Origin of the sequence: Nonomuraea sp. NPDC048881 (assembly GCF_040649795.1) — a bacterium.
In the GTDB taxonomy this organism is placed as follows: Bacteria; Actinomycetota; Actinomycetes; order Streptosporangiales; family Streptosporangiaceae; genus Nonomuraea.
Genome location: NZ_JBEZGC010000048.1, coordinates 1 through 3,323 on the forward strand (window position 1 = coordinate 1; position 3,323 = coordinate 3,323).

Sequence of the window (3,323 nt, forward strand, 5' to 3'; positions counted from 1 at the left end):
TCGCCAGGAACAGGATGACGAACGGCAGCGCGAGCCCGTCGTTGACGCCGGACTCGACGTTGAGCAGCTGCCGCAGCCGCGGCGGCACCTTCTCGTTGCCGACCAGGGCGGCGGCGAACACCGGGTCGGTGGGCGCCAGGATCGCGCCGATCAGCAGCGACTCGACCCAGCCCAGCCCGAGCAGGTAGTGCGCGCCGGCGGCGGTGATGACCAGGGTGAGCGGCAGGCCCCAGCCGAGCGCCCGCCCCGGCAGCCGCCACGCGCTGCGCAGCTCGGCCCAGCCCACCCGCATGCCGTCGGTGAACAGCACCGCGAACAGCGCCAGCTCGGCCAGCGTGGCCACCAGGTCGTCGCCGGGCTTGAGCGAGACCACGCCGAGCACGCCGTCGCCGAGCACGAACCCGGCCACCAGGAACAGCGCCGCCGTGGACAGCACGGTGCGGTGGGCCAGGCTGGACAGCAGCACCGCCAGCAGCAGCAGGCCCGCGAACGCGGTCAGCAGGGCGCCCGTCACGCGGGCCGCGCAGAAGCGATCATGGAAAGGGACTCCGGTCGTCGTCGTACACGTTGCCGACCAGACTTCCCGGCGCACCGGCGATCACCCTAACAGGTCCGCCGGGGAAGCTTCTCCGGCGACGTGGTCAGCGCAGGGATTCCAGGACCGTGACGGCGTGGCCGAGGCCGTTCTCGGCCCGTACGCGCCGCCCGAGCTCGGCGGCCGTGGCCGCCATCCGGGCGTCGGTGGCGGCCAGGCCGATGGCGGCGGCCAGGCCGTCCGGGGTCAGGCGGCGCTGCGGCTGGGGCGGCACGGCCACCCCCGCGGCGTGCGCCCGGGACGCCCAGAACGGCTGGTCGGCGACGAACGGGCAGATCACCTGCGGGCGCCCGGCCAGCAGGGCCGCGGCGGTGGTGCCGCTGCCGCCGTGATGCACGATCGCGGCCGTGCGCGGCAGCAGCCAGTCGTGCGGCGCCTGGTCGAGCAGGTGCACACCGTCGGGCAGGTCGGCGGCCTGGATGCCGCCCCACCCGGTGGCCAGCACGGCCCGCACCCCCGCCCGCCGGACGGCCTCGGCGACGATCCGGCCGAGCCGCCGCGGATCGGTGCCGGCCATGCTGCCGAACCCGACGTACACCGGGGGCGGGCCGTCGGCCAGGAAGGCGGCCAGCTCCGGCGAGGGCGTCCAGTCGGGCGGGGCGGGCAGGTACCAGAAGCCGGTGGTGTGCACCCATGCCGGATAGTCCAGACCGCCCGGCGCGTCGTGGGGCAGCAGGTGACGGCTGAAGGCGTGCAGGACGGTCGCCGGACGGCCGTCCGGGCGGCGCAGGATGTCGTGCCGGCCGCGCCGTCGCGGCAGCTCCAGCCGCGCGCGCAGGTCGTCGGCGATGCCCGCGAAGGAGCGCAGCATCAGCTTGATCGGCAGGTAGGAGGCCCGGTTCAGCGCCTTGGGCAACGGCAGCGGCAACATCGGGTTGCGGAAGGCGGCGGTGGGCACCCACACCGGTTGCAGCGCGGCGGGCACCGCCGGCACGCCGAGCCGCTCGGCGACGTGCCCGCCCGGCATGCCGGGCGCGTGCACGACCAGGTCGGCGTTCTGTCCGGGACCGTCCAGCACCACGCCCGCCATGTCGGTGAAGACCTCGGCCATGAGGGGCTTGCTGCGGCGCATCACCTGCAAGGCCACCTTCTTGCCGCGCAGGCCGCGGTAGTTGGTCTCGACCGCCTGGCGGATGCCGGGGTCGTCGATGAGCGTGTTCGGGCCGTCGTGCAGCGGCGCGAACGCGATGCCGTGCGGACCGGCCAGGCCGGCCATGGCGGCGGGGGCCGCCAGGACGGCCTCGTGCCCGGCCCGCTGCAGGGCGAGGGCCAGGGCGGCGTACGGCTGGACGTCGCCGCGGGTGCCGTGGGTGAGGATGAGGACCTTCATCGGCGTTCCTTGCTCGAAAGGACTGTTGCGCTCGCCGACCAGGCTTCCCGGCACACCACCGGCCCGATGAAGGGCCGAATAACCGCAATATAGCGAAATTTCAGAAATTTCTGAACTCTCCGGAGAACGGCTATGATCCGAGCCAGGAGGTGACGGGATGGGCGACCAGGAACGGTGGCAGGCCGCCGAACGGCTGGCGCTGGTGCTGGCCGAGGGCGGTCTGCAGCGCATGTCGGCCAGGGTCCTCGCGTTCTTCCTGTTCACCGATGCCGACACGGTCACCATGGGCGACATCGCCGACCGGCTCGGCGTCAGCGCGGGCTCGGTGTCCGGCGCGGTCAAGGCCCTGCTGACGACCGGCCTGATCGAGCGCCTGCCCGCGCCCGGCAGTCGCCGTGAGCACTACCGGCTGCGCGAGAACGCCTGGCCCACCCTGTTCTCCACCCAGAACACGATGGTGCGTGTCATGCTGCAGGCCGCCGAGACCGGCGTCGCCACCACCGCCTCCGGCGACCCGGCCCACACCAGGCTGGCCGAGATGCGTGACTTCTACCAGTTCCTGCTCGCCGAGCTGCCCGGCCTGCTGCACCGCTGGGAACAGACCCGCACGACCCGCTGACCGCCGTTCACGCGGCGGGGCGCACGTCCGCGAGGGAGACCGGGGAGAACGTCCGGTCGAGCCGGGTCACCTCCAGCAACCGCAGGACGGCCGGCGTCACCCCCGTCAGCCGGAGGCTGCCGTGGCGGGCGGCCGCCAGGTCGCGCGCGGCCACCAGCGCGGCCAGCCCGCGGGCGTCCATGAAGGTCACCCCGCTGAGGTCGAGGACGAGACGCGTGCCCTGCTCGGCGAGGGCGGCGGCGATCCGGGCGCGGAACCCCGCCTGCGTGGCCAGGTCCAGGTCGCCGGCGACCTTCAGCACCGCCCGCCTGCCCGTGCCAGGCCGCGCCTGAGAAGCCATGTCCGTCTCCTTACCTTCGGCGGGCGGCCGGTGGCCGGCGTTCGTCAGCGGAAGCACGATGCCCCCGAAGCGAAGCTACGAGAAGGCCGGCCACCGGGATAGGGCCCAAAGTCCCACCTCCGGCAGCCGAAGGACCGGGCCCGGCCGGGCGGGCCCGGAACGGACGGCCCTGAGGACCAAGGTCCTTCCAGCGAGGGGCGTACGACACTGACCGGGAGCGGGCGCCCGCAGTGGAATAGGGGTGAGACAAGGACGTACACCCCCCACCGAAAGGGAGGCCCGCCATGGCCACCACCATCAACCGGCCCGTGATGGACGTCGCCCCCGTGCGGGCGGCGCGTACCCCGGTCGACTACGTCTGGGCCGTCGCCCGGATCGCGATCGGCTGGATCTTCCTGTGGGCGTTCCTGGACAAGACGTTCGGGTGGGGGTTCGCGAC

General features: G+C 73.6%; 4 protein-coding genes. 1 reads left to right on the forward strand and 3 read right to left on the reverse strand.

The genetic code is table 11. From position 1 onward, the window contains the following. On the reverse strand, positions 1 to 514 hold a 514-nt coding region (locus AB0C33_RS51080), incomplete at its 3' end, for a cation:proton antiporter (RefSeq protein ID WP_358303107.1). A 127-nt stretch (positions 515 to 641) separates the two neighbouring features. Beyond that, complete coding sequence (locus AB0C33_RS51085; protein WP_358303110.1) at positions 642 to 1,925, reverse strand: glycosyltransferase; 1,284 nt, start codon at positions 1,923 to 1,925, stop codon at positions 642 to 644. 157 nt (positions 1,926 to 2,082) lie between these two features. Between AB0C33_RS51085 and AB0C33_RS51090 the strand changes: the two genes are divergently transcribed. Continuing rightward, positions 2,083 to 2,544: a helix-turn-helix domain-containing protein gene (locus AB0C33_RS51090; protein ID WP_358303113.1), complete on the forward strand. Its 462-nt coding sequence runs from the start codon at positions 2,083 to 2,085 to the stop codon at positions 2,542 to 2,544. A gap of 7 nt (positions 2,545 to 2,551) precedes the next feature. Here AB0C33_RS51090 and AB0C33_RS51095 read toward each other — a convergent pair whose 3' ends face one another. Further along, a complete protein-coding gene (locus AB0C33_RS51095; protein ID WP_358303116.1) occupies positions 2,552 to 2,884 on the reverse strand; it encodes an STAS domain-containing protein in 333 nt (110 codons plus the stop codon). Between the last annotated feature and the right edge of the window lie 439 nt (positions 2,885 to 3,323).